Origin of the sequence: Pseudarthrobacter scleromae (assembly GCF_014644515.1) — a bacterium.
GTDB classification, from domain to species: Bacteria; Actinomycetota; Actinomycetes; order Actinomycetales; family Micrococcaceae; genus Arthrobacter; species Arthrobacter scleromae.
Genome location: NZ_BMKV01000006.1, coordinates 136885 through 163703 on the forward strand (window position 1 = coordinate 136885; position 26819 = coordinate 163703).

The 26819-nt window shown below is 66.9% G+C and carries 23 protein-coding genes and 3 tRNA genes; 8 read left to right on the forward strand and 18 right to left on the reverse strand.

All coding sequences use genetic code 11. The annotated features are described in order from the left end of the window. Positions 1 to 2: 2 nt before the first annotated feature. Positions 3 to 1286, reverse strand: a complete 1284-nt coding sequence (locus tag IEX33_RS16405; RefSeq protein ID WP_188731964.1) for an ABC transporter substrate-binding protein — start codon at positions 1284 to 1286, stop codon at positions 3 to 5. Positions 1287 to 1426: 140 nt separating this feature from the next. On the opposite strand from IEX33_RS16405, the gene IEX33_RS16410 reads away from it, so the two are divergent. After that, positions 1427 to 3229: a glycoside hydrolase family 13 protein gene (locus IEX33_RS16410; RefSeq protein ID WP_188731967.1), complete on the forward strand. Its 1803-nt coding sequence runs from the start codon at positions 1427 to 1429 to the stop codon at positions 3227 to 3229. A 6-nt stretch (positions 3230 to 3235) separates the two neighbouring features. Here IEX33_RS16410 and IEX33_RS16415 read toward each other — a convergent pair whose 3' ends face one another. The 10 genes from IEX33_RS16415 to IEX33_RS16460 all read right to left on the reverse strand — a co-directional run bounded on the left by IEX33_RS16415 (position 3236) and on the right by IEX33_RS16460 (position 10168). After that, entirely contained in the window at positions 3236 to 3847 is a 612-nt protein-coding gene (locus IEX33_RS16415) for a hypothetical protein (protein WP_188731968.1), read from the reverse strand. Further along, complete coding sequence (locus IEX33_RS16420; RefSeq protein ID WP_188731971.1) at positions 3844 to 4452, reverse strand: DUF6286 domain-containing protein; 609 nt, start codon at positions 4450 to 4452, stop codon at positions 3844 to 3846. Before IEX33_RS16420 ends, IEX33_RS16415 begins: the two co-directional genes overlap by 4 nt. Beyond that, the gene (locus IEX33_RS16425; protein ID WP_188731972.1) at positions 4449 to 4829 is read right to left on the reverse strand and encodes a hypothetical protein; all 381 of its coding nucleotides are present in this window, start codon (positions 4827 to 4829) and stop codon (positions 4449 to 4451) included. Before IEX33_RS16425 ends, IEX33_RS16420 begins: the two co-directional genes overlap by 4 nt. Continuing rightward, positions 4826 to 5017: a DUF2273 domain-containing protein gene (locus IEX33_RS16430; RefSeq protein ID WP_104188100.1), complete on the reverse strand. Its 192-nt coding sequence runs from the start codon at positions 5015 to 5017 to the stop codon at positions 4826 to 4828. Before IEX33_RS16430 ends, IEX33_RS16425 begins: the two co-directional genes overlap by 4 nt. Next, entirely contained in the window at positions 5014 to 5487 is a 474-nt protein-coding gene (locus IEX33_RS16435; RefSeq protein WP_188731974.1) for an Asp23/Gls24 family envelope stress response protein, read from the reverse strand. Before IEX33_RS16435 ends, IEX33_RS16430 begins: the two co-directional genes overlap by 4 nt. Before the next feature lie 124 nt (positions 5488 to 5611). Then, complete coding sequence (locus IEX33_RS16440; protein WP_188731976.1) at positions 5612 to 7207, reverse strand: glycoside hydrolase family 68 protein; 1596 nt, start codon at positions 7205 to 7207, stop codon at positions 5612 to 5614. Positions 7208 to 7668: 461 nt separating this feature from the next. Then, positions 7669 to 9531 (reverse strand): BCCT family transporter, encoded by a 1863-nt coding sequence (locus IEX33_RS16445; protein ID WP_188731978.1) that lies wholly within the window; start codon positions 9529 to 9531, stop codon positions 7669 to 7671. Positions 9532 to 9806: 275 nt separating this feature from the next. Then, positions 9807 to 9882, reverse strand: a tRNA-Phe gene (locus IEX33_RS16450). Positions 9883 to 9930: 48 nt separating this feature from the next. Further along, a tRNA-Asp gene (locus IEX33_RS16455) sits at positions 9931 to 10004 on the reverse strand. Positions 10005 to 10095: 91 nt separating this feature from the next. Next, positions 10096 to 10168 (reverse strand) — tRNA-Glu (locus IEX33_RS16460). A 165-nt stretch (positions 10169 to 10333) separates the two neighbouring features. On the opposite strand from IEX33_RS16460, the gene IEX33_RS16465 reads away from it, so the two are divergent. The 4 genes from IEX33_RS16465 (at position 10334) to IEX33_RS16480 (ending at position 13816) form a co-directional block, all read left to right on the forward strand. After that, positions 10334 to 11377: a PHP domain-containing protein gene (locus IEX33_RS16465; protein WP_188731980.1), complete on the forward strand. Its 1044-nt coding sequence runs from the start codon at positions 10334 to 10336 to the stop codon at positions 11375 to 11377. An 86-nt stretch (positions 11378 to 11463) separates the two neighbouring features. Then, on the forward strand, positions 11464 to 12447 hold the full coding sequence (locus tag IEX33_RS16470; protein WP_188731982.1) for a DMT family transporter: 984 nt from the start codon (positions 11464 to 11466) through the stop codon (positions 12445 to 12447). Positions 12448 to 12456: 9 nt separating this feature from the next. Further along, positions 12457 to 12885: a metallopeptidase family protein gene (locus IEX33_RS16475; protein WP_188731985.1), complete on the forward strand. Its 429-nt coding sequence runs from the start codon at positions 12457 to 12459 to the stop codon at positions 12883 to 12885. A 10-nt stretch (positions 12886 to 12895) separates the two neighbouring features. Then, the gene (locus IEX33_RS16480; RefSeq protein WP_188731987.1) at positions 12896 to 13816 is read left to right on the forward strand and encodes a cation diffusion facilitator family transporter; all 921 of its coding nucleotides are present in this window, start codon (positions 12896 to 12898) and stop codon (positions 13814 to 13816) included. 33 nt (positions 13817 to 13849) lie between these two features. Here IEX33_RS16480 and IEX33_RS16485 read toward each other — a convergent pair whose 3' ends face one another. From IEX33_RS16485 to IEX33_RS16505, 5 genes are all read right to left on the reverse strand, one after another. Continuing rightward, positions 13850 to 14656: an ABC transporter permease gene (locus IEX33_RS16485; RefSeq protein ID WP_188731989.1), complete on the reverse strand. Its 807-nt coding sequence runs from the start codon at positions 14654 to 14656 to the stop codon at positions 13850 to 13852. A gap of 55 nt (positions 14657 to 14711) precedes the next feature. After that, positions 14712 to 15722: an ABC transporter ATP-binding protein gene (locus IEX33_RS16490; protein ID WP_188731991.1), complete on the reverse strand. Its 1011-nt coding sequence runs from the start codon at positions 15720 to 15722 to the stop codon at positions 14712 to 14714. Continuing rightward, a complete protein-coding gene (locus tag IEX33_RS16495) occupies positions 15719 to 16957 on the reverse strand; it encodes a LolA-like protein (RefSeq protein WP_229675431.1) in 1239 nt (412 codons plus the stop codon). The genes IEX33_RS16490 and IEX33_RS16495 overlap by 4 nt, the downstream gene beginning before the upstream one ends. 144 nt (positions 16958 to 17101) lie before the next feature. After that, positions 17102 to 19879: a PEP/pyruvate-binding domain-containing protein gene (locus IEX33_RS16500; protein ID WP_188731993.1), complete on the reverse strand. Its 2778-nt coding sequence runs from the start codon at positions 19877 to 19879 to the stop codon at positions 17102 to 17104. Positions 19880 to 19907: 28 nt separating this feature from the next. Further along, a complete protein-coding gene (locus IEX33_RS16505) occupies positions 19908 to 20939 on the reverse strand; it encodes a universal stress protein (RefSeq protein WP_188731995.1) in 1032 nt (343 codons plus the stop codon). A gap of 422 nt (positions 20940 to 21361) precedes the next feature. Between IEX33_RS16505 and IEX33_RS16510 the strand changes: the two genes are divergently transcribed. Next, positions 21362 to 21988, forward strand: coding sequence for an FAD-dependent monooxygenase (locus IEX33_RS16510; protein ID WP_188732028.1), 627 nt, complete (start codon positions 21362 to 21364; stop codon positions 21986 to 21988). A gap of 59 nt (positions 21989 to 22047) precedes the next feature. Here IEX33_RS16510 and IEX33_RS16515 read toward each other — a convergent pair whose 3' ends face one another. Continuing rightward, complete coding sequence (locus tag IEX33_RS16515; protein ID WP_188731997.1) at positions 22048 to 22695, reverse strand: copper resistance CopC family protein; 648 nt, start codon at positions 22693 to 22695, stop codon at positions 22048 to 22050. 113 nt (positions 22696 to 22808) lie between these two features. On the opposite strand from IEX33_RS16515, the gene IEX33_RS16520 reads away from it, so the two are divergent. Next, a complete protein-coding gene (locus IEX33_RS16520; RefSeq protein ID WP_188731999.1) occupies positions 22809 to 24248 on the forward strand; it encodes an NCS2 family permease in 1440 nt (479 codons plus the stop codon). 55 nt (positions 24249 to 24303) lie between these two features. Here the strand turns inward: IEX33_RS16520 and IEX33_RS16525 are convergent, their stop codons facing one another. Further along, positions 24304 to 25608, reverse strand: coding sequence for a cation:proton antiporter (locus tag IEX33_RS16525; protein ID WP_188732001.1), 1305 nt, complete (start codon positions 25606 to 25608; stop codon positions 24304 to 24306). A 180-nt stretch (positions 25609 to 25788) separates the two neighbouring features. On the opposite strand from IEX33_RS16525, the gene hutG reads away from it, so the two are divergent. Continuing rightward, on the forward strand, positions 25789 to 26802 hold the full coding sequence (gene hutG / locus IEX33_RS16530) for a formimidoylglutamase (protein ID WP_188732003.1): 1014 nt from the start codon (positions 25789 to 25791) through the stop codon (positions 26800 to 26802). Positions 26803 to 26819 lie beyond the last annotated feature (17 nt).

A 26819-nucleotide genomic window follows, 5' to 3' on the forward strand; every position in this document is an offset into this window, starting at 1 on the left:
AGCTACGATCCTGCGCCGGCGGACTCGATGGACTTCTGCATGTCGGCCAGGGCCTGTTCAGCAGACTTCTCGCCCTTCAGTGCAGCGTAGGAGTTCTCCTGGATGGCCTGGGTGACCGCCGGGTAGAACGGGCTGACGGGGCGCGGCACGGCGTTCTCGATGGAGGTCTTCAGAACCGGCAGGTACGGAAGCTTGGCAACGAGTTCCTGGTCTTCGTAGAGGTCACCAAGGACGGGAGCCAGTGAACCCTGGGTGGCGAAGAACTTCTGCTGCTCTTCCTCGATGAGGAACTTTACGAAGTCAAGGGCCGTGGCCTTGTTCTTGGAGTAGACGCTGATGGCGGCATTGTGTCCGCCAAGTGACGACGCACCCGGGCCATCCTTGCCCGGGAGTGCGGCCATACCCAGAACATCCTTCACCTGTGAGGAACCTTCAGTGGTGGCCAGGTTGTAGACGTACGGCCAGTTGCGCAGGAAGAGCAGCTTGCCTTCCTGGAACGCACGGCGGCTTTCCTCTTCCTGGTAGGTGATGGCCTCAGCCGGGATGTTCCCGTTCTTGAAGGCGTCAACCAGGTTGTTCAGGCCTTCCTCGGCCTCGGGGGTGGTCAGGTTGGGCTTGCCGTCCTCGCCGAGCACGGAGCCGCCCGCCGAGTTGATGGCCTCTGAAGCGTTAACCGTCAGGCCTTCATACTGCTTGAACTGGCCCGCGTAGCAGCCGATGTTGTTTTCCTTGGCGATGGAGCACATGCCCATCATCTCGTCCCAGGTCTTGGGAGCTTCAGGAACAAGGTCCTTGCGGTAGTAGAGGATGCCGCCGTCGGATGAAACGGGCGCGGTGTACAGCTTGTCCTGGTAGGAGCCTGCCTCGATGGTGGGCTCCAGCATGCCGTCCGTCTCAATGGCCATGTTGCCTTCGAGCGGCTGCAGCCACCCGCGGGCAGCGAATTCGGCGGTCCAGACAACGTCAACACTGACAACGTCGTAGTTTTCGTTCTTGGCCTGGAAGTTCTGGACCAGGTCATCGTGCTGCTGGTCCGCCTGGTCAGTCTGCTCCTTGAACGTCACCTGCTCATCAGGGTGCGCAGCATTCCACTTGTCGAGGAGGGGACGGACCACGTTGCTGTTGTCCTTGCCCTGGACATACGTGATGGGGCCGCGGCCCTCGAGGTTGGCTTCCGCGTCGCTGCCGCCTCCCGTGGTTCCGCCACCTCCCCCGCCGCAGGCGGTGAGGGTCAGGGCCAGGACGCCGGCGGTGGCAGCCGGAAGTAGGAATCTAGGGGTTTTCATTAGCTTGAAGCTCCTCGCTGAGTGACAAGTAAGTCGACAGTGCGGTTGTTTGGTGAGGTTGTTGTGGTGACCATCACACTAGTAAGGTTGCTGTCGGCAATGCAAGCGTTTACATCAAAAAGTTATCTGAGAGGAACCTAATGTCCAAGCCGAGCGTTCCTGCCTCTGACCAAACCGGCGAATGGTGGGCCGGCGCCGTCGTCTACCAGATCTACCCCCGATCCTTTGCCGACGGCAATGGCGACGGCATGGGGGACCTGCGCGGGGTCCTGGACCGCTTGCCCTACCTGGCACGGCTGGGGGTGGATGCCATCTGGCTTTCCCCGTTCTACAAATCGCCCCAGGCCGACGGCGGCTATGACGTGGCTGATTACCGGCAGGTGGACCCCCTCTTCGGCTCCCTTGAGGACTTCGACGCCATGTTGCGGGAAGCTCACCGGCGCGGACTGAAGGTCATCGTGGACCTTGTCCCCAACCACACCTCGGACGAGCACGCCTGGTTCCGGGCAGCACTCAGCACCCCGCCCGGGTCCCCCGAGCGGGACCGTTACATGTTCCGCCCGGGAAAGGACGAGGTGCCGGGGTCCGGTGACGGCAACCGGCCACCCAACAACTGGAAGTCAATCTTCGGCGGCTCGGCGTGGACCCGGGTCACCGAAGCCGACGGTTCAGCCGGGGAGTGGTACCTGCACCTTTTCGACACCAAGCAGCCGGACCTGAACTGGGAAAACCAGGAAGTGCGGGAGGAAATGCGCTCTGTCCTCCGCTTCTGGCTGGACCGCGGTGTTGACGGTTTCCGTGTGGACGTAGCCCACGGGATGGTCAAGGAGCAGGGCCTTCCCGACTGGGACGGGGTGGCCGCCATGGTGGAGGGCACCTCTGAGGTTCGAAGGGAACCGTCCCCTCCCGGCGATGCACCCGGCGCCCACACTGATTCCGAGGAACCCCACCGTGCGGTGTCCCCGGTGTATCCGCCCTCGCCCTTCTTCGACCAGGACGGCGTCCACGACATTTACCGGGACTGGCACCGTGTCCTGTCCGAGTACGGCAGCGACCGGATGATGGTGGCCGAGGCCTGGGTGGAACCGGCCGAACGGCTGGCGCTCTACGTCCGGCCGGATGAGATGCAGCAGGCCTTTAACTTCGATTTCCTGATGGCCGGCTGGGACGCCGAGCGCATGGCAGAGGCGATCGACGCGTCGCTCAAGGCGGCCCAAGCCGTGGGTGCCCCCTGCACCTGGGTGCTGAGCAACCACGATACCGTCCGCCATTCCACCCGCTTCGGGCTCACGGATCCCACCATGTTCCCCAAGGGCATCGCCGCGGACGATGAGCAGCCGGACACGGCCCTGGGCCTGGCCCGGGCGCGGGCGGCAACCATGGTTGAGCTGGCACTGCCGGGCTCTGCCTACCTGTACCAGGGCGAAGAACTGGGACTCCCTGAGCACACCAGGCTTCCGGCCGAGGCACGGCAGGATCCCACGTTCTTCCGTACCCAGGGCGCAGAAACCGGACGGGACGGCTGCCGGGTACCGCTTCCGTGGGCTGCGGACAAGCCCGGTTACGGCTTCGCGCATTCGTTCCAGGGTGAACCTGCGTCCCCCTGGCTTCCCCAGCCTGCGGAATTTGGGCCGCTTGCCGCCGACCAGCAGGAGGGCGAGGAAGGCTCCACGCTGGAGCTTTACCGCGCCGCGCTCGCTCTGCGGTCCGCCCGGCGCCTCAGCACCGGCTCCCTGGCGTGGGCGGAGGTCCATGCACCGGAAAGCGGCCTGCTGGCCTTCCACAACCGGGATGTCCTGGTCCTCGCCAACATGGGCTTCGCATCCGCCCCCGTACCCGACGGCTGGTCCGTAGCGCTCTCCAGCGGACCGGAGCCTGCCGCGGAGTGGGAACTGCTGCAGGAGGTTCCTGTGGACTGCGCCGTGTACCTGACAAGGAACTAAAGACGGTTAGCGGACGCGCTCTGCCCTGCGGAAGCGCGTCCGCGCTCCGGCTCCGATATGGATCAGCACGGGAATATTCTTTCCCACCGCCCGTTCCAGGGCTGACACCAGCACAGAGACTTCATCTGCGAGCAGGTGCGGGGCCACGCCCTGCCGCGGGAGGAGCCGGACCTTCAGCGCGGGCATGCCTTTGACGTCATAGGTGGTCACCGTGGCGCCGGCGAGGTCGGGACGGTGCGCGAGGGCATGTTTCAGCGCCTGCTCAGCCACTCCCCCGCCGATCCGCACGTCACCCGGGACCTCACCGGGATCGTACTCGACGGCCAGCACATCGGCCCGCCCTTTGCCCTGCTGGGCAACCCAGGCCACCATAAGGCTAATCAGCACCAGCAGGGCCAGCGCCACCAGGATCCACAGCCAGCTTTCGGGCCGCCCCGGAAAGCGGGTGGCGTTGAACGCCGCGTTGATTCCGCTCCAAGCGTCCGCGGACCAGGACCGCCACCAGGTGGCCACGGCGGGCACTGCGGCCAGCAACATCAGGAGGCCGCCCGTTCCAAGCAGCAGCAGTCCCAGTGCCGCGACCAGGATCCGGTTGAGAAGGGTAGGGGTGCTGTTCATGCGCCGATCACTCCGGAGGTTGCCACGTTCACGCGCACCTCGGGCGAGGGATCCAGTGCCATGGCATCCACTTCGCTCCGGACTGCCTCGAGGACCGCGTCTTGGTTCACAGGAACACCGGAGGTGGGCCGGACGCTCACCACCACCTGCCGCCGGGAGACCACCACCATGACCTGTTCCGGCGTGACGTTCGCTGCAAGCCGGGCGCGCCGGGCAAGCGAGGAAGCGATGACTTCATCATCCACCACAACGGCCGGGCCCGCGGCGTCCCGGCCAACACCCATAAGGTGGCGGGCGCGGCGTCCAGGCAGAACCCCGTTGAGGAGGAAGACCAGGCCGGCCATTGCCAGCACAGCACCGATGGCTCCCAGCAACAACGGAGGGATCCCCGCCGGCAGGGCAACCAAACGCTCCGCGGCCACCTGCGGTTCAATCAACCAGGCCGGTTGCCCTACTGCGTGGACGCCTGCTTCGAGGAGCCCATAGGCTGCCAGCACAATGACCAGGACGGCCGCTGCGGTGGCCACCGCAGCACGCGTTGACCGGGTCTCACGGCGCAGGATCCGGTCCATATCCGGGCTTTGGCCTTCACCATTGCGGTTCATCGCACCCGCCCCCCTTCACTGATCTTTGCCCCCGTAATCCTGATGTCCACCCGGCTCAGCCCGGAACCGCTGAGCTCCGCCACCGCCGCCAGGATGCCGGCCTTTGCCCTCACGGTCCGGTCCCAAATGGAACCACCGGACCCCTCAACGCGCGAGGGATCCTGGACCACCGCACTCAACGGGGGCATGCTGATGGGTGCGACAAGGGACAGGGCCAGCAGGCCGTCGTCGTCCGTCCAGTCAGCGCGGACGTCCTCGGCTTCCACACCGAGGAATTGGGCTGCTGCGGCCTTGGCGAGGCTTGTCAGGGCCTGGGTACTGATGCGGTTGTGGCCGCTCAGCTCTTGGCCCCGGACGGCCGGGGCTGTGGAGCTCATGAGGACGAGCGCCGGCCGATGATGGCGTCCAGGACCCTGCGAAGGTCCAGTTTCCCTTCGGCGGCCCGGCCCAGGAGTGCCCCGATGGCCATAAAGAGGAGGGAAACCAGGAAGCCCCATAACCCGAACTGCAGGGACATGAAGGCGACGAACGCGCCCATTGCTGCGCCGGCCACGGTGAGGTTCACAGCAGCGCCTCCCTTCCGGCCGTGCCGGAAACGTCAGTCGTTCCGGAAACGGCGGGTTTGACCGGAGGCGGAATGTAGACGTCGGTGACTTCCACGTTTACCTCGATCACCTGCAGCCCCACGAGCTCCTCCACCGCCCGGTAGACGGCGGCGCGGACCTGGTTGGCGAGCGAGTGGAGCGGTGTCCCGTAGCTCGCCACGAGGCTGATGTCCACGGCAACCTGAGTTTCACCAACTTCGGCCCGCACACCGGCGGCATGGTCGGAACTGCCGACGGCGTCGCGGATGGCGCCGAGTGCGCGTGACGGGACAGAGCCCAGGGAATAGACACCGGGGACGGAGCGGGCTGCTATGCCCGCCACCTTGGCGACGGCTGTCTCGGAAATAACGGTCCGGCCGGAGCCGGGTACGGGAACCGGCGCGGCACGCTGTTGTAGCCCCTGGCTGGGTTGTGGGTTCTGGTATTCCATCAGGCACTCCCCCTTCTGTTGATCCCCACCCTATCCCCGGCGGTGCCTTAACGGCAGCAGGCAGGGGCGCCCTGATCCGGACGTCCCTGCCTGTACCTAAACTGCTTTTAGGGGGCAGTCGGTTTTACTTGTAGTGGCCCTCGCCGCCAACGCGGAGGTTGGTGGGCAGGTAGCCGAACGGGCCAAGGCCGTCCTGGCCGAAGCTGCGGTCCACCTGCGAGATGCCGTCCCGGAAGTTGATCTTCACGGTGGGTGACAGCGAGCCGCCGCGTACGCCGTTCACGTTGTCGATGAACGACTGGACCAGCCCGCCGGGCTGCACGTAGTGGGAGTACGCCTGGAACTGGCGGCCGTTCTGGTTCGGAGTGGGTGCCTCCGGGGACTCCGACGGCAGGTTCAGGTCCGTGGGCGAGCCCAGGGCCAGGCCGCTGTTGTTCATCGGCTGGTAGTCCGAGCGGACGCCGTCGCCAACGAAGCCGTAGACGCCGTCCGGGCCGCGCATGCCGGCGGCGTAGGTGAACTGGTGGCTGATGGTGAACAGGTAGTACTTGTTCTTGCCGCCCTCATTCTGGATGAAGATCTGCGGACGCTCGGTCTGGTCGTTCACGCAGTTGGCTGAGAGGATCGGCGGCAGGAAGGACCACTTGGTCAGGTCCTTGTTGTCTGCCACTGCCAGGCCCACGTTCGCTGTCTGGTAGTAGGCTCCGCTGCTGTTGACCTCATCAACGGACTCGGCATTGGCATCGCCGGGGCGGTACCCGAGGTCTTCGGGCTTGCACTCGTACTCGCCGCGCGTGCCGCCGGTGTTGCCTTCGAAGACCATGAAGGTCTTGCCGGGGTGGGCCGGGTCGGCAAAGGTGTAGGGGTCGCGGAAGGCGAAGCCCGGGTTCTGTTCCTTGGTCTGGTACATCTCTCCATCAGGCTCAAGCAGGTTGGTGTGCTTGAACCCGTCGAAGGTGACGCCATTCTCGTCTGCATGGATCTTGCCCAGGGCCTTGGCGATGGACGCATCCGGGGCGATGCCGCCGCCGCCTGCGTTCCGCTCGGCGATGTCGTAGAACGTGGTGGCCGTGTAGAACACGTTCACCTGGTTGCCCTGCATCAGGCGGGTGGAGCCGGACCATTCGGTGTTGCCGATGGAGGCGCCGTCAGCGAAGACGTGGCCGCCGTAGTTCCACTTGTCCTTGGCCGGATCCGCGTTGGTCTTGCGGAAGAAGTAGCCGATGCGCGCGTTCCAGTGGCGCTGGTCGAAGCCGTAGCCGGCGTGCCGGTCTGCCACGAGCGAGAAGATGACGTCCCAGCCCTTGTAGCTGATCTGGTTCGCGTTTTCGTCGGTGAGTGACCAGGTGTCCCAGACCCACACGTCCTCGTTCATGGTGGGGAAATCCTCGGGGATTTCCGGCATGGTGACGTCCGGGCTCATGGAATTCTCACCGGGGGCAACAGTGGGGTCGCTCTGCGCCATGATCTGCTTGGCGTCCGCGCGGGTCCACTTGGAGGTGAAGTCCGACGCCGGGTCGAAGGCTTCCTGCGTGTGTTCCGTGGGGAGGGGGAATCCGGGGGTGGGCGCCGGCATCTGCTCGGCGGCCGGCGGATCGGCCGGCTCGTTGGCCTGCGCCGAGGGGACGGCCAGGAAGGCCGAGGCAGCGACGGCTGTGGCCAGTGCTGCGGCGGCTGGGCGCCACCGCAGCATCCGGGGTGATTGGGGGTGCTTGTGCATTGTTGCTCTTCTCGCGGAGTTGAAACTGTTCGTGGAAGACGGGCGGATGCCCATGCCCTTCGAACTCCGGCGGCCCCGGCGACACGGCAGGCGTCATCGGGGACGCCGTTGTATCAAGGGGGAACGGGGTTGGGTGGTCCCCGTAGAAGAGGCCCGGACTGTGGTGCTTTCCTGGCCGTGTTTCCACCGTAGACAGGCTCCAAGGGAGAGATCAAACCAGGTTTCATCTCCCATTTCCGGGACGGGGCCGATTTTGCGCAAGCGCTTACACGTAATCCCTGACGCGCGCGTGCCACAACCTTCCGCCAAGATCAAGTATTGCCTTTGAGGCCGTGGAAAGGTGAGAAATGCCACCCCTTGCGCGGCCCCGCTCCGTGGTGCCGGCACGGAAAAGGGAGGCACCTGTCCAGCTGGACAGGTGCCTCCCTCAGAAGCCGAAAACCGCGCGTCAGGCGGCCCGACTACGCCTTGGGTGTTTGCGCAGCCGTGGCGTCTGCAGCCTCGCCCGCAGCCAGTCGTTCGGTCAGATGGGCCTCCACAGCTTCGCTGACCTGGTCCTGGACCTGATCCGCCAGGTGCTCCTGGTAGTGCTCCTGGACGGAGTCGTGGATCTGTTCCGCGACGTGCTCCTGGTAGTGCTCCTGGACAGAGTCATGCATGGAGTCCTGGACCTGCTCCGTGACATGGGCGGCCATCTGGTCGCGGGCCAGCTTACGCTGTGCGCGCATCAGGGTCTCATGCTCCCGGTGGAAGGCCTTGGCCGTGGAGATACACATCAGGATGATGACCACGCTGAAGGGCACCGCGGTGAGGATGGCCGCGGTCTGGATCGCCTGCAGTCCATTGGCCAGGAGCAGGGCGATGGCAACAGCGGCGGCGGCCAGTGCCCAGAAGATGCGCAGCCAGTTCCTGGGCTCCACGTCTCCGCCGGTGGAGATCATGCCCATGACCAGGGCACCGGAGTCAGCCGACGTGATGAAGAAGATGGCGATCAGGAGAATCGCGCCGGCGGTGAGAACAACTCCGCCGGGGAGGCTGCCGAGCAGGTTGAACAGGGCGCCCTCGGTATCCACGGTGCCGTCGTCGCCGATGAGCCCGCCGCTGCCGAACAGTTCGCGGTGGATGGCGGCGCCGCCCAGGATGGAGAACCACAGGAAGCCCATGGCGGTGGGCACCAGGAGCACGCCGGCCACGAACTGCCGGACGGTGCGGCCCTTGGAAATACGGGCGATGAAGATGCCCACGAACGGCGCCCAGGAGATCCACCAGCCCCAGTAGAAGGTGGTCCAGGCGGCCTGCCATGCCTCGCCTTCTGCACCGGAAAATGCCAGCGTGTTGAACGTAAGGCCTACAACGTTCTGGAGGTAGTGCCCGATCGACTGCACGAACTCACGCAGCAGGAACAGCGTGGGGCCGGTAAAAAGCACCACCAGCATCAACAGCGCGGCCAGGACCAGGTTGGTGTTGGAGAGCCACTTCATGCCCTTGCCCACACCGGACACCACCGAGATGATGGTCAGCGTGATGATGCAGAGGATCAACCCGATCTGCGTCATGGTGGTGGCCTGGACAATGTTGGCCTGCTCAAGCCCTGCGGAGATCTGCAGGACGCCCAGGCCCAGGGAGGTGGCAACACCGAACAGCGTGCCTACGAGGGCCACGACGTCGATCAGGTTGCCCCACCCGCCGGAAACGCGCTTACGGCCCAGGAGCGGCTCAAGCGTCCAGCGGATAGAGATGGGGCGGTTCCTGCGGTGGACTGCGTAGGCAATGGATACGCCCACCACAACGTAGATGGCCCAGGCATGGAGGCCCCAGTGAAGGTAGGTCTGCGTCATCGCCTGCTGGGCGAGCACCAGGGGGGATCCTTCAACACCGGGCCGGGGAGCGGCAAAGTGGTTCAGCGGCTCTGCCACACCGAAGAAGACAAGTCCGATGCCCATGCCGGCTGCGAAGAGCAGGGCGAACCAGGACATGACGGAGAACTCCGGCTCATCCTCGTCCTTGCCCAGTTTGATGTCGCCATAGTGGCTAAGGCCGATCCAGAGGGAGAACGCCACGAAGAGTGCAACGGCGGCAACGTAATACCAGCCGAACCAGTTGATGACGTTGCCTTGGATGGTGGTGAAGATCTCTGTGGCAGCCGCAGGGAAAATCGTAGCGAAGAGGACAAAAACAATGATGGTTCCGGCTGCGGGCCAGAAGACCCATCTGGCGAGTTGCTGACCACCGGTTCCGGGCGGCCGGTCCGCCGCTTTCTTATGGGCGGGCGGTGTTTCTCCCGGTGGTTGGCTGATGGTCCTGGTGCCAGGTGTGGCGGACATTCCCAGTTTCTCCTTATGCGCTGTGCGCGCTCAGACTGCGTTGTGCAGGTTCGTCTCGTGTACGTTCGTCTGTTCGTGCGTGTTCTCTTATGCCGCTGCCGCGTGTCCGCGGCTGTGCAGCCAGCAAGTTTACGGAACCCGAAAAGCCGCGGGTCGGGAAATTGGCCGGCCCCGGGGGTATTGATGCCGGATCGAGACGTGCTCCATGCGGGCCCATTAACTGTAGGCCCAGGAAATAAGAAAAGCACCAGTTCCGAAGAACTGATGCTTCCCAGTGGTGGCTCCGACCGGCGTCGATCCGGTGACCTTTCGATTTTCAGTCGAACGCTCTACCAACTGAGCTACAGAGCCTAGGTGACTAGTCACCATGACAGCCGGAATCTCTTCCAACAATCAGAGCGACCCTGACGGGACTTGAACCCGCGACCTCCGCCGTGACAGGGCGGCGCGCTAACCAACTGCGCTACAGGGCCTTGCGTTTCTTGCTTCCGCAGTATCTCTACCGCTTTTTTCAAGGCTTCCAGCCTACCAGACATTTTCTGCCTGCTTGACCAGTTCCTTGCGTACCCCCAACGGGATTCGAACCCGTGCCGCCGCCGTGAAAGGGCGGTGTCCTAGGCCGCTAGACGATGGGGGCCAGAACCCGTTCGGAACAAAATAAAAGGCGTCAAGCTGGGCTTTCCGTCTCTGTCCTTTGCGTTTCTCCGAACTGGACTCTAAAACTATAGGGCCTAGGCAGGAATTATCCAAAATCGGCGAAAAACACCGCCACGGAGCGGGCGGGACGGGTGAAGATGGACGGATGGATGCCGTAGCAGCACTCAATGAGATCGCCTTCTGGCTGGAGCGTGGACGCGCTGCCACGTTCAAGGTCCAGGCATTCCGTAAGGCAGCGGCGGCCATCAGCGCGCTGCCGCCGGAGGAAGTGGCCGCCCGCGCCGAAAACGGCCGGCTGAAGTCCATGAAGGGCATCGGCGACCGGACCTACCAGGTGATCCGCCAGTCGGTGGAAGGCCAGGTTCCCGAGTACCTGGCAGATCTCAGGGACAAGGGTGCCAAGCCGCTGGCGTCCGGAGGGGCCGGGCTCCGGGAGATGCTGCGGGGAGACCTGCACAGCCACAGTGAATGGTCCGACGGCGGATCCCCCATTGAGCTGATGGTGGCTGCCGCCGGGGTACTGGGAAGGGAATACCTCGCACTGACAGACCACTCCCCCAACCTCACCATTGCGAACGGACTTTCCGCCGAACGCCTGCTCCGTCAGCTGGACGTGGTGGAGTCGATCAATGCCGGCCCCGTTCCAGGTGACGGCGGCCAGCCGGGCAGGCCGGTCCGGCTGCTCGCCGGAATCGAGGTGGACATCCTGGAATCGGGGGAACTGGACCAGGACCCGGAACTGCTTGACCGCCTGGACATTGTGGTTGCCAGCGTCCATTCAAAGCTGCGCGCGGACAGCAGGACCATGACCCGCCGCATGCTCGGCGGCATCCAGGACCCGCACACCAACGTCCTGGGCCACTGCACCGGGCGCCTCGTGGAGGGGCAGCGCGGTACCCGGCCACCGTCCGAATTCGATGCAGAAGCGGTGTTCGCGGCGTGCGCGGAACACAACGTGGCCGTGGAGATCAACTCTCGACCGGAACGCCAGGACCCGCCGGATCCACTGATCCAGCTCGCCCTCGACGCCGGCTGCCTGTTCTCGATCGACAGCGATGCCCATGCACCCGGCCAGCTCGACTTCCTGCAGTACGGTGCCGAGCGCGCGGAAAAGAACGGCGTCCCCGCGGACCGGATCATCACCACGTGGCCCGTGGAACGCCTGCTGGAGTGGGCGGCGCCGCAATAGCCTCCGGACCGACTTTGGCAGGAAGTTGCGCAGACGTGGCCGATTTCCGCCAGTCAGCTGCCCTTGCGCCCGGATAGATTTGCTGCATGCCTGCAACCAGCCCCGCCCACCGGACTGCCCCCGCACCTCCCCACACCGCCGCAACCCCGGTCAAGGCACTCGGGGTGGCTGCCATGGTGGTCACCGTGGTCCTCTGGGCGTCCGCCTTCGTGGGGATCCGGGCCATCGGCCCCCACTTCTCCCCCGGCTCCCTGACGCTCGGCAGGCTGGCGATTGCCGCCGTCGTCCTCTCCCTGCTGGTGCTGCCCCAAATGGTGAAGACCCGGCTCCTCCCGAAGGGCCGGGAGTGGTGGCCGATCCTGGCCTACGGGGTGATGTGGTTCGGCGGGTACAACGTGGCACTGAACGCCGCCGAACACGTGCTTGATGCGGGCACCAGTGCCCTGCTGATCAACGTGAACCCCATCCTGGTGGCAATCATGGCCGGCATCTTCCTCAAGGAGGGCTTCCCGCGGTGGCTCATCATCGGAAGCCTGGTTGCGTTCGCCGGCGTGGCGCTGATCGCCTTCGGATCAGCCCAGTCCTCCGCGCCCGGGGAAGGGGCGACGACGGACGTGTCAGGTGTACTGCTGTGCCTCCTTGCCGCCGTGCTCGCCGCCGTCAGCGTCATCATTCAGAAGCCTGTACTGCGGAAATTTCCGGCCGCGCAGGCCACCTGGTTCGGGATTCTGGTGGGTGCGCTGTGTTGCCTGCCCTTCGCAGGCCAGCTGGTCAGCGAAGTGCAGGCGGCCCCGCCGCAGGCAACATGGGGGCTCGTCTATCTGGGGATCTTCCCCACGGCTATTGCCTTCACCACCTGGGCGTACGCGCTCTCGCTGGTGGACGCCGGCAAGCTGGCCGCCACCACCTACCTGGTGCCCGGCACCACCATCCTGATTTCCTGGCTCCTGCTGGGCGAGGTTCCTGCCTTGCTGGGCCTGGTGGGCGGGCTGGTCTGCCTGGTGGGCGTGGCGCTGACCCGGCGGAGGAGCCGGAATCAGCGGGGAGCCGGGGCGGCCGGTTCCCGCTAGAGTCGGAGTATGCCAGCCAGCCTGCCGCCGGGCCTGCCCACCGCCCCTGGGGGCCCCAGCGAACCGCTCCGCTTCACCATGTCCGAGGACGAATTCGAGGCCGCTGTCCAGGACGCCCTGGACAGCATCCCGGACAAGCTGGCCCGCGCCATGGACAACGTTGCGGTGTTCATTGAGGACGACTATGTTCCGAAGCCCGGGGAGGACCCGGACACTGTCCTGCTGGGACTCTATGAGGGCGTGCCGTTGACCGAGCGGGATTCCTGGTGGGACGCCGGGTCCCTGCCGGACAGGATTACCATCTTCCGGGAGCCCATCCTGGACCTTTGTGTGTCGCGGGAGGACGTCATCCACGAAGTGGCCGTGACGGTGGTGCACGAGATTGCCCACCACTTTGGGATTGATGACGACCGGCTGCACGAGCTCGGCTGGGGCTAGCCTTGTAGGCATGGGACACGACCACAGCCACACCCACGGCATCACCGCAACAGGCCGGCACCGGAAGCGGCTTATTGCCGTCCTTGCCATCACGCTGGCCGTGGTCCTGGTCCAGGTTATCGGCGCGGTCCTCTCGGGCTCGCTGTCCTTGCTTGCCGACGCCGGCCACATGCTCTCCGACGCTGCTGGGGTGACGATCGCCCTGCTGGCTGCCTGGATTGCAGGGCGGCCCGCCAGCGACCAAAGGACCTACGGCTACCAGCGGGCCGAGGTGCTGGCTGCGCTGGCAAATGCCCTGATCCTGATCGTGATCTCGGTGGTCATCTTCAGCGAGGCGATCCGCAGGATCGGCGCGGCGCCGGACGTGCAGACGGACATCATGTTGTTCGCCGCCGTCCTGGGCGCCGCCGCAAACGTGGCATCCCTGGTGATCCTGCGCGGAGCGCACAAGGAGAGCCTCAACGTCCGGGGCGCCTACCTGGAGGTCCTGGGTGACCTGCTGGGTTCCTTCGCCGTCATCGCTGCGGCTGTGGTGATCATGGTGACCGGGTTCCAGGCGGCGGACACCATCGCGTCCGTCGTGATCGCCCTGATGATCCTGCCCCGGGCCTGGAGCCTGCTCCGCGACGTGGTGGATGTGCTGCTGGAGGCCAGTCCCAAGGGCGTGGAAGTGCAGATGATCCGCGAGCATATCCTCTCCGTGGAGGGCGTTACGGACGTGCACGACATCCACATCTGGACCATCACCTCCGGCGTCCCGGTCTTCTCGGCGCACGTGGTGGTGGAGGACGGGGTGCTCAACGCCCGCGGCGCCGACCAGTTGCTGGACAAGCTGATCACCTGCCTGGGCTCGCACTTCGATACCGACCATTGCACGTTCCAGCTGGAACCCGCGAGCCATTCAGAACATGAGGCGCACCAGCACGCCTGAGGACGCGTTGCCGCCCGGGGTTCCCGCCTCCGGTCAGCTCAGGACATCCTTGGTGACGAACCGGCCGTAGGCGAGCGCACCGAACACGGCCACGTACCCCGCCTGCAGCAGCGCATTGCTGGCGAACGAGTCCCACAGCACGGGCTGGCGGAGCAGGTCCCCGAAGCCCAGCCAGTAGTGGCTGAACAGCCACGGGTGCAGCCACTCGAGCTGCGGCAGCTGGTCGAGGACCTGGGATACCACCGAGAGCACCACCGTGGCTGCCATGGCACCCACCGGAACCACGGTCAGCGTGGACAGGAACAGGCCTATGGCGGACAGCCCGGCCAGGGAAACGGCCAGGTACGCCGAGATCAGGAGGAGCCGGAGCACGGCCTCCGGCGGCTCGATGACATCCCCGGACAGCAAGGTCACGGGGCCCACGGGGAAAAGGGCGGCACCGATGGCGGCACCGGCGAGGGCAACTGTCAGGGGTGCAGCGAGGCAGAACGCCAGGGCGCCGGCATATTTCACCAGCAGCAGCCGGACCCGGCCCGCCGGCGCAACAAGCAAATACCGCAGCGTTCCCAGGTTGGCCTCGCCTGCGATGGTATCCCCCGCCACCACACCCACCGTGAGCGGCAGGAACAGCGGGACGGACACCAGCATGGCAGTGAACGCCACGAACAGGCCGTTCTGCGTGATCCGGTCCAGGAAGGCCGGGCCGCGCCCGGGAGGAACCGCCGAGGAGACCCTCACGGCCACGGCAATCAGCACCGGAATGGCGGCCAGCGCGAGCAGCAGGGCCCAGGTTCGGCGCCGCCGGAACAGGACCGCGATTTCGGACAGCAGGAGGGACATGCCAGCTCCCCGCGGCCCCGCCACGGCCGTCACAACCTCTGCCTCCGCCGGCACGCTACTGGGCAACGTCGAACCCCTCCCCCGTCAGTTCAACAAACCGGTCCTCAAGGCTCTCCCGTTCCACCGCGAAACCACGGACACGGACGCCTGCCTTGACGAGCTCCGCAACAATGACCTCCGGGGCCGGATGCCCCGCCCCGGACTCCGATGGCAATCCCGGCTTTGCCAGGGCAGCCAGCACCACGTCCCCATCCGGCTGGCCCGCCCCTGTTTCCGGCGACAGCCCCAGCGTGGCCAGGACCGACGACGCCGGGCCCGCGTCCGGGGTCACCAGGCGCAGGCGGGAGCTGCCGGACCGGCGCAGTTCGGCCAGCGGACCCTGCGCCACCAGGCGGCCCGCGCTCATGACGGCCGCGTGCGTGCAGATCTGTTCAACTTCGGCGAGCAGGTGGCTGGAGACGAAAACGGTGGTCCCGTCTGCTGCCAGGGACCGGACCAGGTTCCGCACTTCACGGGTGCCCTGCGGGTCCAGGCCGTTCGTGGGTTCGTCCAGCACCAGCAGCTCGCGGGGGGACAGGAGGGCGTTGGCGATGCCCAGCCGTTGCTTCATGCCGAGCGAGTACGCGTGGACCCGCTTGCCGGCGGCGTGGCCAAGCCCTACCCGTTCCAGGGCCAGGCCCACCCGTTCCCGGCGGGTGGCCGGATCCGCGTGCCGACCGGCGGCGTCCAGCCGGTGGAGGTTCGCGGTCCCCGAAAGGAACGGATAAAAGGCGGGCCCCTCCACCAGCGCCCCCACCCGTGGCAGGACATCCTGGAAGCTGCCCGGCATGTCCTTTCCCAGCAGCCTGACGGTCCCTGCGGACGCCGCGGCGAGGCCCAGCAGCATCCGGATGGTGGTGGTCTTTCCCGAGCCATTGGGGCCCAGGAAGCCGAAGACTGCCCCTGACGGCACCGCGAGATTCAGGCTGTCCACGGCTACCTGCTGCCCGAAGCGCTTGGTCAGGCCCTGCGTCTCGATGGTCAGGCCGTACGTCCGCCGTCCCGGAACCCCTGCGGGTCCCGTCACGGGGCGGAGGATGCGGCTTGCAGCCTGTCAGCCGGGACCATGCCCGCAAAGACGCGGCCGTCGTCGGTCAGCAGGACGTTGAAGAGTGCGCTGGAGAGCAGCCGCCCGCCAGGAACGACGACGGCTGCCTGGCTGAGCAGCGGATTCTGCGCCAGCGCGGTGCCGAGCTTTGCGCCGGCTCCGCTGTCCGCCGGAAGTTCCACAACCGTTTCCCAGCCGGTCCCGGTCAGGTGGGAGCCGGCCTTGTCTTTGATGCCGGCCGCAAGCTGATCCGGATCGGTGTGCGTGCCCGGGTAACCGGGTGCCCCTGGGCCAGCGGGCAGGTGCGCTGGATGCTGGATCTGCAGCTCTTCAACCGTGCTGCCCGGCGGTGGCACGAAGTTGAACAGTGCGGCATCCGGCGCATCAAGCGACAGGCTGGTGAAGCCCGTCCTGAAGGCAGGCTCTCCTGCCCCGCGTGCCGTAACCTCCACGGAAAGCGGCATACCGGTTTGTCCATCCACGGCGATGGCGATCATGCCCACAAGCGTGCCGCTGGTGCGTGGCTCGAGGAGCAGGTTATAGGCAGGGCGCCCGGCAACCTGGACGTCAGGGCCCACAGACACGGCAGTTGTGCTGTCTGCCGCGGCGAGGAACTTCGCGGCGAGCTCCTGGGGCGTCGGCGGGACCATGGTGCTTTCAGGGCCGGTGCTGTCCGGGCTGGTGCCAGGCAATGCCGGGTCTTCCAGCGGGAGGTCGCGGGCATGGGCCGGCAGCGTCAGGTGCGCTGTTGAGTTGTCCTTGGACGAGTAGAACCACACATCGTTGTCTCGCCGGATGATGTTCCGCTCGGCGAAGCGGTCCACCACCTGGATACGGACTTTGGCCTTGCCGTCCATGAAGACCCTCGCCGTATGCTCACCGGTGAGCATCTCGATCGCGGAGGCGGCGGGGTCATCCGAGGCAGGACCCGAACTTGGACCCGTTGCAGGCAGTTCCGGCAACCCGAGCTCGGAGGCCTGTTCAATCGTGCCCGAGAACGTGTGGGTCTTGTGGCCGGCGAGCAGGGCAAGCACGTCGGCCGGGGCTCTGTCCGCCAGGGCGTCGCCGGCGCGTGCCGGGATGGACCCCACCAGCACTCCGGCGGCGATCACCGCGGGTGCAGCCACGGCGGGAACCCACCGCAGCCACGCACGGCTACGGCGCTGTTTTACGGCCCTGGTGATGATCGGGTCGCCCATATTCCGCTGGTTCATTGCTCGGCCGTCTCCTTGATGGGAGTCCATAGCTCAAGGGTACGCCTCGGCACGGCTCCCCACACCTGCCTGCGGGGAGCCGTGCCGGGGCAGTGCCTGGGCAGTGCGGGAGCAGTGCCGGGGCAGGGCGGGGAACCCGCGGGCCTATTCGGGCACGATGGTTCCAGCGCCGCCGTCGACCGTTATTCTTTGTCCCGTGGCAAGCCGGACGGTGGCCTCCGGCACCCCCACCACGGCCGGAATGCCGTACTCCCGGGCTACCACGGCGCCATGCGAGTTGGGCCCGCCCATCTCCATCACCAGGCCGCCGGCGGTCAGGAACAACGGCGTCCACCCCGGATCGGTGGACGGAGCCACCAGGATCTCGCCGGGTTCGAGGTGGGCACCTACGGGGTCCAGGATGACGCGGGCCCGGGCGGTGACGGATCCCGCTGAGGCCGGGCTGCCGGACAATGTGGCGCTGCCCGCCGCACCACGTGCGGCGGCGTACAGTACCTCGGGTTCGGTGCCGTCCGAGAGCAGATCCCTGGGGATGTGGCGCCTGCCCAGCTCGCTGGCGTAAGCGGCCCGCCGGTCCACCACGAGTTCACGCAGATTCCGGGACCCTTGGGCCTCCGGGCCCTGGAGCGCCAGCCTGGCCTCCCCGAAATCGAGGAAGAAGATGTCCTCCGGGCTGTCCAGCCTGCCATCGGCCGCAAGCCCGGCTCCCACCAGGGCCACCTGCTTCCGCACTTCCGCCAACCCCAGGACAAGCTGGTATTTGGGCATTTCCCGCAGCCCCGCGAACATCCTGGCCCGCCGGAAGGCAGCGCCTACCAGCAGTGCGCGGGCCCGTCCACGGCGGCGCGCCCCGGCAACCAGCTGCTGCACGGCTGCCTCGGCCTCGGCCTGGGCCCGGCTGAACTGGACGTCCGGTGCCATGTCGGGATCCGTGAGGCGCAGGTAGTTGGCCAGGACGCCCAGGATGTGGGTGGGATCGTCGGACCACCGGGGCATGCCCACATCGATTTCGGCCACGGCCCGCTGCCCGTAGCGTTCGAGGAACCGCACCAGGCCTGCGTGCAGGACAGGGGGCAGGGTGCCGGTTTTAAATTCCGCTGCGAGCGCGGATGGTTCCTGCGACTCCAGGGCCGCCCGTGAGTCCCTGTCGTCCTTTGCTGCCGAGGCGAGCCGCCACAGCTCGAGGTCCATCTCGGTTGTCACGTTGCGGGGCAGGCCGCGGAGCACTTTTTCCAGGTCCTGCCGGCGGTCCGGTCCTCCGAGCAGCCTTCCCGCCAGCCACAGCATGGCGAATCCCACCGCCGGCAGGGGCAAAACCGCGGGCACGATCGCAAAGAGCCTGCTTCCCAGGAGCCGCTCCGCGTGGTCAAGCCGTTCCAAGGGACCTGCTCCTGCCCCAAGCTCCAGGTCTTCGGCGTAGCGCCGCGTTAAGGAGTCCAGGCGGCGGAGCGCCGCCCTGGGCCGGAACAGTCCCCGGAGCGCCGTCTCCGGCACGCGGGCCCGCGCCGCTGCCGGAAGGACGTGGCGCAGGAATCCGAACGGTGTCCTGCGGGTCACCGAAAACTCCGGGTCGTCGAAAACCTGCCTGACCACCATGGCGGACCTGGCCTCCATGATGTCGAAGACCCGGGGAAGGATGCGGCGGCCCACGCTGCTCCGGACCGGCGTGGTGAGGTCGACGTAGATGCGCTGGGCTGCCTCCGCATAGGGCGGCGGGCCCTGCCGGGGATCGGGAACGGGAAACCCGGCGGCCGTCGCCACCGAGGAAGCAATGAGCCGCAGTGACGCCAGCCCCATGGGTGTGAGCGGGCGGGTGAGGCCCTGGGCCAGGCTGAAGCACATGTACAGCCGGGGTCCGGCGCCTGCTGACCGGCTCTGCGGTATGGGGTAAAGCGTAGTGATGGGCCTGGACTGCGTCAGCCAGAGGGCACCGCCGGCGTCGATGGCCCATTCGGTATCCTGTGGCGAGCCGAAGTGCCGCTCGGCCTGCAGGCCAAGGGCAGCAAGCCCAACGGCCTGTTCATCCGTGAGGCTGGAGGAGTCCGCCCGTCCGGGGACCTCCCGGGACTCCGTTCCACCACCAGGAAGGGGCCGGACCACAACGCGCTTGTCACCAAGCTTTCGCTCAACGACCCGGGCTTTGCCCGTATCCACCACGAAGTGGTCCGGATTGACGGCGCCGGAAACCACAGCCTCGCCGAGTCCGGGGGCGGCATCTATGACCGCCTCGCGGCGCCTGCCGGTCAGGGGATTCGCCGTGAACATCACCCCTGCCGCCTCGGCGTCCACCATCCGCTGGACCACGACGGCGAGGGCCACCTGGTCCGGTGCAATCCCCAGCGCTGCCCGGTAGGCCACTGCGCGGTCTGTCCAGAGGGAGGCCCAGCAGTTGCGGACGGCGTCCAGGACGGCCTTGATGCCCGCCACGTTCAGGTACGTGTCCTGCTGGCCCGCGAAGCTCGCGGACGGAAGGTCTTCGGCGGTGGCGGAGGACCTCACGGCCACGGGGGTCATTCCGCCCATTGCCGCATACGCCTGCTCCACGGCAGCTGCGGTCCGCGGTGGAACCGGGAGGGCGCGGATGGCCTCCCGTACGTTCCCGGCCACTGTGGCGAGCTGGGCGGACCTGCCTGGATCGGAAGGATGCAGTGCGGCCTGGAGCCGGGCGAGCTCCGCAAGCACACCGTCCTGGACAGTCCGGACAGCCTCCCGGTAGGCCACCGTGGTCAGGCAGAACCCGTCAGGAACGGGCAGTCCCGCTGCCATCAGCCCACCGAGGTTGGCGGCTTTGCCTCCCACAAGCGGAAGCATGCTGCCATCGACCTGGCTGAGGCGCAGGACCAGGGCGGGGGCGGCGTTCCCGTCCGGTGGGCGGGACTCCCGCCTGCCGTTTCCTGTGCTTTCCGGGCGGTCAACTGCCATCGTGGCACTCCCCTGCGGCGGGGTCCGGTCAGGCTGTCCCGAGCACCGGCCCAAACCGGGCGCGGTCCGCCAGGCGGGGGTCCTCACGGTCCGGAACCACCATGACGGGGCCCTTGGCGTGGTGGAGCACCCCGTCCGAGGTTGAGCCAAGGAGCATCCCGGTGAACCCGCCACGGCCGCGGGTACCCACCACCACAAGTTCCACGTGGCGGCTGGCGTCCACCAGGACGTCTACAGGAGAGCCGTCCCTCAGCTCGGATTCAGTGGGCAGATTCGGGAAGTGGCTCCGCAGCCACGCCATTCCGGCGTCCAGGGTCACCTGGATGTCGTCGAACAGCGCCTTGCGGTCCATGGGGGCGGGAACCCACGCCAGGGAACCGCTGTACTGCGGCACCGCGCAGACCACGCGCAGGGTGGCGCCGAGCCGCTCAGCCTGGGCTGCAGCCTCCAGCACAGCCACCCGTGCCTGCTCCGACCCGTCCACGCCCACCACCACCAGGTTCTCCACGCGCTGGTGGCCGGCCTTGGCCTGCTCCGCCTTGATGTGCCGGTCCTCGGTTGTCTCGCCAAGCCGGTCGGAACAGATCAGCGGCACCGTCACCGTGGGGCATTTCGCATGGGCCGGGAGTGCACTGCTCACCGAACCCAGGAGCCTGCCCACAAAGCCCCCGCGGCCGCGGGTACCGAACACCAGGAGCTCAGCGGTTTCGGACATCTCCAGCAGGACGCCGGAGGCATCGCCGTTCTCCACCGACGCAGTGGCATCGATGTCGTAGGTGGCCACCTTCTCCAGGGCCTGCTTGACAATCGCCTCCGCGCCTTCACGAATAACGGAGTCGTCCACGGTGGCGTATCCGCCGTCCAGGCCGGAAGCCGCGAAGATCGGGACGGAGTAGGCGGTGACGATGTGCAGCGGACGACGCCGGCGCTGGGCCTCGCGCGCTGCCCACACCAGCGCGCACTGGCCGTGGTCCGAACCGTCCACGCCGACTACGATCCCCTCGGGGGCGGCAGGAGCGCCGCCGTCCTGCGGGTCCGGATGCAACTCTTGTGCGCCCATGGGGCCGCCTCCTCGCGATACTGCCTGATGTTGCGGCTATTCTGCCAGAAGCGGACCGTTCCGCGTGCACCCGAACCCCCGCCTGAGCTGGGAAGAAAGGCTCGCTTCCGCTTCCCACTATTCTCCGCAGGCCTTGGCATAGCAAGCCTCTTGGGGCCAGGAAACGGGGGTTATCCACAGGTGGTGGGCGATCTCCGGGAAAGCGCCTTCACCCCGACAAAATTGTTTCGGGATTGGGCTATCCCTGGCCGCCAATCTTCTGTAGTCTTCAGGACATTGTTGGTCCGGGACGCCTACTGGCTTACTCCGTCAGAGTTGCCCGGAATGCACTGCGGCCGGGCTTTGGGGGTAACGGGACGCGAGCGGGCGAGGAGGCCCGCACCTGCCGAAACTTTCGAAGGAGGGAAACTGTAGTGTCAAGCATGCCTGGGAATGCCGGGACCGAACAGACCACCACTGTGATCATTGGCACCGGCCTGTCCGGCCTGGCCGTGGCTGCAGAGCTGTGCCGCCGCGGCGTGGACTCGATAGTGGTGGACGGACTGGACCTCCTTGGCGCCGCACAGCCGGCCAACACAGCTTCCCTCCAACGGTGCGACGCGGCGGACTCCGTGAACCTTCGCGAACGCAACGAGATCCTGCGGCACCTGCGGAACTACGCTGCCAGCCACGACGTCGACGTGCGCAACACCACCCGCGCCGTCCAGATGACCATGGTGAACGGCGGGTCGCCGCTTTCTTCAGCCCCGCAGTGGGAGGTGCATACGCCCACGGGAATCCTGGTGGCGGACCACATTGTCCTGACCCGTTGCGCCCACAGCCAGCTCCGGCGCATGATCAACGACTTCGGCATGGCGGTGGGCCGAAACCTCACCGCAGCCATGCGGGCCATCGGCATCTACCTGGTGGGCGTTGGGGAACTCATCACGCCCTCCCCCAAGGAAGTCCTGCGGCAAGCCAAGACGGTGGGCCAGGCAATCTCCGCCAGGGTGCACCCGGACACTGTGGCCTACCCGGCCACCGGGAGCTTTGCGGCCCTGACCGGCTAGGCCCTGACCTGCTAAGGCCGCCCGGCGCCCCCTGCCCGCGGCGGGCCCCCAACCCGCCATCATTCGTCGTCCGTGCCTGCTGTGAGCCGGCGCCGGGCCAGGATGGCAAGCGTGGCCAGCAGCCCCACTGCGACGAGGGCAAAGATGACGATGCTCCACTGGAACGGCTCCCCTGAGCCCACCTGTTCAGGCTCGCCCGTCGTCCCCGGCCGGGCCGTCCCCATGGCGGGGGCAGTACTTGCCCCGGCGCCGGTGGCTGGGACTGTAGCCGCCGCCGTCGGACTTCCTCCCTCAGTTGGACTTGCTGCCGGTGCGGCGCCCTGCCCGGCAGAGGCGGCCGTAAAGGAGAACGTCCCCTCGATGGGATGCGAATCCGAGCTGACCACCCGCCAAGCCACGGTGTACTCCCCCGCCGGGCCTCCGGCCCTCAGCTTCTGGGATGCCACGTTGTCCACGATGTCCACCGGCCCCTCCGCCCACTCGGTACCGGAGGCGTCTTTGACGGAGAACGCGGCGCCAATGCCCAGCGGCTTGTTGTTGAAGGCCACCGAGACCTGTTCGGGCGGCGCCGGCAACGACGCGCCGGCCGACGGGGTGCTGGATTCGGCGGCATCATGGGCCGCTGCGGGCCCGGCGAGGCCCAGCACACCGGCGGCAAAAACGAGGAGCACGAGCCCCAGGGTCAGGATCTGGCGGATGGGACGCATGCGGCGGCGGCTCCTTGTATGTTGGCTTCCTTACAGACTAGGCGAAAATGCCTGCCGCCCTGCCGCCGCCACCATAGGATGCAGGTATCCCCACAGACTCCCCCGGAGGACTAATGCTTAAGCAAGGCTCTGCCCTGGACCGGTACTTCAAGATCACCGAGCGCGGTTCCAACCTTTCCCGCGAGATCCGAGGCGGCTTCGCCACGTTCTTTGCCATGAGCTACATCGTGGTGCTGAACCCCCTGATCCTCTCGGGCCCTGACTCCAGCGGCACAACGCTGGGGTTCACCGCCGTAGCCGCCGTAACAGCCTTCGTGGCAGGCATCCTGACCATCCTTATGGGCGCCTGGGCAAAGCACCCCTTCGCGCTCGCCACGGGGCTGGGCGTCAATGCGTTCGTGGCCGTCACCGTGGCCACCAATCCGGGGCTGACCTGGCCGGACATGATGGGCCTGGTGGTGCTCTCCGGCGTCACCATGCTGATCCTTGTCCTCACCGGGTTCCGCACCGCCGTCTTCAAGGCCGTCCCGGACGGGCTCAAGACGGCCATCGTGGTGGGGATCGGCCTGTTCATCGCGCTGATCGGGCTGGTCAACGCGGGCTTCGTCCGCCGCATCCCGGATGTCGCCGGCACTACCGTGCCCGTTGGCCTTGGCTACGACGGCAAGCTCCTCGGCTGGCCCACCGCGGTGTTCATCTTTGGCCTGATCCTGACCATCGCCCTGGTGGTGCGCAAGGTCAAGGGCGCCATCCTGATCGGCATCATCACCTCCACCCTCATCTCGGTGCTCCTGGAGATGACCCTGCACATCGGACCGAGCTTCGACGGGCAAACCTCCAACCCGCAGGGCTGGTCCTTGGTGGCGCCCACCTTCACCGGCTGGGCCGCCCCGGACCTGTCCCTGATCGGCAAGGCAAACCCGTTCGGCGCCTTCGAGCACCTGGGCTTCGTTGCCGCAACCCTGCTCGCCTTCGTCATCCTCCTCAGCATCTTCTTCGATGCCATGGGGACCATGGTGGGCCTGGCCAACGAGGCCGGGACAGTTGACGAACACGGCAACATCCCGGACGTCGACCGCGTGCTCCAGGTGGACGCCCTCGGCGCGATCGTGGGCGGCGGGGCGTCGGTTTCCTCCAACCAGATCTATGTGGAAGCCGGCGCCGGAATCGGCGAAGGCGCGCGCACAGGCGTGGCCTCGATCGTCACCGGGCTGCTGTTCCTGGTGGCCATGTTCTTCACCCCGCTCATCAACCTGGTGCCCTTCGAAGCGGTTGCCCCCGCCCTGGTGGTGGTGGGCTTCATGATGGTGTCCCAGGTGGGCAGGATCGACTGGCAGGACTGGGGCATTGCCATCCCCGCGTTCCTGACCTTCACCCTGATGCCGTTCACGTACTCCATCGCCAACGGCCTGGGCGCGGGCTTCATCGCCTTTGTCCTGATCCGCACCGTCCAGGGCAGGGTCAAGGAGATCCACCCGCTCATGTGGGCCGTCGCCGGCGCGTTCCTGCTCTTCTTCGCGGTAGGTCCCATCGAGGCGGCCCTGGGCATGTAGCCCCCGGCCCGGGAGCAAGGCCCGGCGCCCGGCACGGAACCAAGGCCTGGTTGCCCTACACGGGAGTGTTGGGCGCCAGGCCTTCGTCACCTGTCAACGCCCGGGCTTTCTTTTCCCGGAGCTTGTCCAGCCGGTTCATGAGCGGCGAGGTGGTGGCGCCATGGATCACGATGGACAGTGCCACCACCAGCCCCACGAAAGACCACAGCCACTCCGCCTGGCCGGCGAACTCGCCCTTGCCCAGCGCATAGGAGAGGTAGTACAGCGAGCCGATCCCCCGGATCCCGAAGAACGAGAGGGCGATCCGCTCCCGCGGTCCGGTTTTGCCGCCGAGCAGACCGAGCCAGCCTGCCAGTGGCCTGACCAGCAGCAGGAAGGCCAGCGCCACGAGCACCTCGGCCCAGCCGATCCCAGCAAGCAGTCCGCGGGCAATCGCGCCGCCCAGCAGGACCAGGATCACCACGGTCAGGAGCCGCTCCAGCTGCTCCACGTAGGAGTGCAGCACACGGTGGTAGCCATGCGTGTGCTCGGCGGAACGGATGGTCACCGCGCAGACAAACACGGCAATGAAGCCGTAGCCCTCGATCATCTCGGTGACGCCGTAGGCGAGGAAGGTTGCGGCCAGCGCCACGAAGCCTTCCGAGTGGTTGGACAGCCGGAGGCTTTCAGCGCCGGCAGAGAAAAACAGCCGTGCCAGGAGCTTTCCGGTGAGGAACCCCAGCAGCACTCCAATGGCCAGCCGCCACAGGACGTCCACCGCAAACCATTCGGGAAACCAGGCCAGCGGCGATGCGCCCACGATGCTGATGGCGATGGCGAGGTAGACAAAGGGAAACGCCAGCCCGTCGTTGAGGCCGGCTTCGGAAGTGAGGCCAAAGCGGACCTCATCTTCTTTGTCCGCGCCCTCCTCCTCGTCCGCGGGCTCACCCACCTGCACTTCGGAGGCCAGGACCGGGTCCGTGGGCGCCAGGGCGGAGGCCACCAGCAGGGCAGCGCCGAGGCCCAGGCCCAGGAACCACAGGCCCATCAGGGTCAGCGCGACGATGCACAACGGCATGGCGATTCCCAGGAGCCGCCACGTGGTGGCCCAGCGCTTGCGGCCCACAGGGCGGTCCAGGGCAAGCCCGGCGCCCATCAGCGAGATGATGACGCAGATCTCCGTCAGGTGCACAACAAAATCGCTGTGCACCATGGGATCCGGGTCCGGAAGCGTGGGAATCAGGGCGAAAGCCGCCATGCCTGCGCCCAGGAAAACCATGGGCATGGAGAACGGCATGTTGCGCAGGAGCTTGGGAAGGACAGCTGCGGTAAACACGGCCGCGCCTGCGGCAGCAAAGAGGACGCTGGGGGCTTCAAACACGGGGCTGTTCTCCGGCCTGGCTATGGTGCGCCGTCCGGCGCAAAAAGTGATGGGGTCCCCGGGGGAAGGGATTGCTCCACAATAGCCCCTGCTGCCCCCAGGCGCCGACGATCTTGGATTCCAGACATGGCGACGGCGGCGCTGCTGGTTTTCGGCGTCGCCATGCGGTGAGCTTGGAGCATGGCCCCCCTGATACCTGACGTTGACCTCCCGCCCCGGCCCTGGGAAGGGAGGCTCGACGGCGATGACGCCGCCCACCGCCGCTGGTGGCAGGCAGTTACTGCGTACGACGGCGGGACGGCAGGCACCCGCGCCGAAGGCGCTCCGGGTGCTCAGGGCACCTTGGGTAATGCGGGTGCTGCGGGTGGGGATGATGCCAGGCCCGCCACCCTGCTGGGCTTCGCCAGCGACGAGGGCGTGCGCCGGAACAAGGGCCGCACCGGCGCGGCGGCCGCACCGGCGGCCATCCGCAAGGTCCTGGGCCCCCTGGCGTTCCATCTGGACCGGGCTGTGTACGACGCCGGGGACGTCGTGGTGTCAGGCGGTGACCTTGAGGCCGGCCAGGAACGCGCCGGCCGTGCCGTCAAGGAACTGCTCGACGCCGGGCAGGTGACCGCAGTCCTGGGCGGCGGCCACGAAACCGCCTTCGCGAGCTACCTGGGGGTGGCCGCCTCTGCGGCGGTCCGGGGCGGGAAGCGGCTGGGCGTCCTGAACCTTGACGCCCACTTCGACCTGCGGGACGAGCCGCTGGCAACGTCCGGGACGCCGTTCCTGCAGATGGCCCGCGCGGAAGCGGCCGCTGGGCGTGACTTCCGCTATGCCGTCGTCGGAATTTCCGAGCCCAACAACACGCGTGCTCTCTTCGACACAGCGCGGACGCTGGGCGTGCACTACCTGCTGGACGAGGACTGCGAGGCGGAACGCGTCCGCACCTTCGTGGCAGACTTCCTTGACGGGGTCGACGTGCTCTACCTGACCATCGACCTTGACGTACTGCCGGCCGCGGTGGCGCCGGGAGTGAGTGCCCCGGCCGCGTACGGCGTGCCCCTCCCGGTTATCGCCGCCGTGTGCCGGCAGGTGGCCTGGAGCGGGAAGCTGCTGCACCTGGACATCGCCGAACTGAACCCGGCGCTGGACGTGGACAGCCGGACTGCGCGCGTTGCCGCGCGGCTGCTGGACACGCTGCTGCGCTGATCCGGCAGGCTCCCGGC

Coding starts and splice junctions, on each gene's coding strand:
- IEX33_RS16435 (WP_188731974.1), bottom strand. CDS start 5,487: ATGGAATACCAGAACCCACAACCCAGCCAGGGGCTACAACAGCGTGCC.
- IEX33_RS16480 (WP_188731987.1), top strand. CDS start 12,896: ATGGGACACGACCACAGCCACACCCACGGCATCACCGCAACAGGCCGG.
- IEX33_RS16475 (WP_188731985.1), top strand. CDS start 12,457: ATGCCAGCCAGCCTGCCGCCGGGCCTGCCCACCGCCCCTGGGGGCCCC.
- IEX33_RS16485 (WP_188731989.1), bottom strand. CDS start 14,656: ATGTCCCTCCTGCTGTCCGAAATCGCGGTCCTGTTCCGGCGGCGCCGA.
- IEX33_RS16410 (WP_188731967.1), top strand. CDS start 1,427: ATGTCCAAGCCGAGCGTTCCTGCCTCTGACCAAACCGGCGAATGGTGG.
- IEX33_RS16470 (WP_188731982.1), top strand. CDS start 11,464: ATGCCTGCAACCAGCCCCGCCCACCGGACTGCCCCCGCACCTCCCCAC.
- IEX33_RS16520 (WP_188731999.1), top strand. CDS start 22,809: ATGCTTAAGCAAGGCTCTGCCCTGGACCGGTACTTCAAGATCACCGAG.
- IEX33_RS16505 (WP_188731995.1), bottom strand. CDS start 20,939: ATGGGCGCACAAGAGTTGCATCCGGACCCGCAGGACGGCGGCGCTCCT.
- IEX33_RS16425 (WP_188731972.1), bottom strand. CDS start 4,829: ATGAGCTCCACAGCCCCGGCCGTCCGGGGCCAAGAGCTGAGCGGCCAC.
- IEX33_RS16500 (WP_188731993.1), bottom strand. CDS start 19,879: ATGGCAGTTGACCGCCCGGAAAGCACAGGAAACGGCAGGCGGGAGTCC.
- IEX33_RS16465 (WP_188731980.1), top strand. CDS start 10,334: ATGGATGCCGTAGCAGCACTCAATGAGATCGCCTTCTGGCTGGAGCGT.
- IEX33_RS16415 (WP_188731968.1), bottom strand. CDS start 3,847: ATGAACAGCACCCCTACCCTTCTCAACCGGATCCTGGTCGCGGCACTG.
- IEX33_RS16445 (WP_188731978.1), bottom strand. CDS start 9,531: ATGTCCGCCACACCTGGCACCAGGACCATCAGCCAACCACCGGGAGAA.
- IEX33_RS16405 (WP_188731964.1), bottom strand. CDS start 1,286: ATGAAAACCCCTAGATTCCTACTTCCGGCTGCCACCGCCGGCGTCCTG.
- IEX33_RS16420 (WP_188731971.1), bottom strand. CDS start 4,452: ATGAACCGCAATGGTGAAGGCCAAAGCCCGGATATGGACCGGATCCTG.
- IEX33_RS16515 (WP_188731997.1), bottom strand. CDS start 22,695: ATGCGTCCCATCCGCCAGATCCTGACCCTGGGGCTCGTGCTCCTCGTT.
- IEX33_RS16510 (WP_188732028.1), top strand. CDS start 21,362: ATGCCTGGGAATGCCGGGACCGAACAGACCACCACTGTGATCATTGGC.
- hutG (WP_188732003.1), top strand. CDS start 25,789: ATGGCCCCCCTGATACCTGACGTTGACCTCCCGCCCCGGCCCTGGGAA.
- IEX33_RS16495 (WP_229675431.1), bottom strand. CDS start 16,957: ATGAACCAGCGGAATATGGGCGACCCGATCATCACCAGGGCCGTAAAA.
- IEX33_RS16440 (WP_188731976.1), bottom strand. CDS start 7,207: ATGCACAAGCACCCCCAATCACCCCGGATGCTGCGGTGGCGCCCAGCC.